This window comes from Limosilactobacillus pontis DSM 8475 (assembly GCF_001435345.1).
GTDB classification, from domain to species: Bacteria; Bacillota; Bacilli; order Lactobacillales; family Lactobacillaceae; genus Limosilactobacillus; species Limosilactobacillus pontis.
The window spans coordinates 1-203 of sequence record NZ_AZGO01000046.1 but is presented as its reverse complement, the minus strand read 5'-3'; the positions used below and the strand labels follow the sequence as shown (position 1 = coordinate 203).

General features: G+C 44.8%; 1 protein-coding gene. It reads left to right on the top strand.

What is annotated here, in order from left to right; all coding sequences use genetic code 11:
• Positions 1–203 (top strand): IS30 family transposase (locus tag FD34_RS08370; RefSeq protein ID WP_157046890.1); only part of this gene is annotated, 203 nt, incomplete at both ends.

The window sequence follows — 203 nt, the reverse complement described above, 5'->3', positions numbered from 1 at the left end:
ACTCAAGCCGTACTTGAACTAGCTAGTCAACTTCAAGACAAGCTCAAGACGCTTACTGTGGATCATGGTAAAGAGTTCGCTAACTACCAGACAATTGAACAGCTAACAGGTACTCAGGTTTATTTTGCCCATGCCTATTCACCGCATGAACGCGGTAGTAATGAGAACCGTAATCGAGTTTTGCGACGGTTTATTCCCAAGGG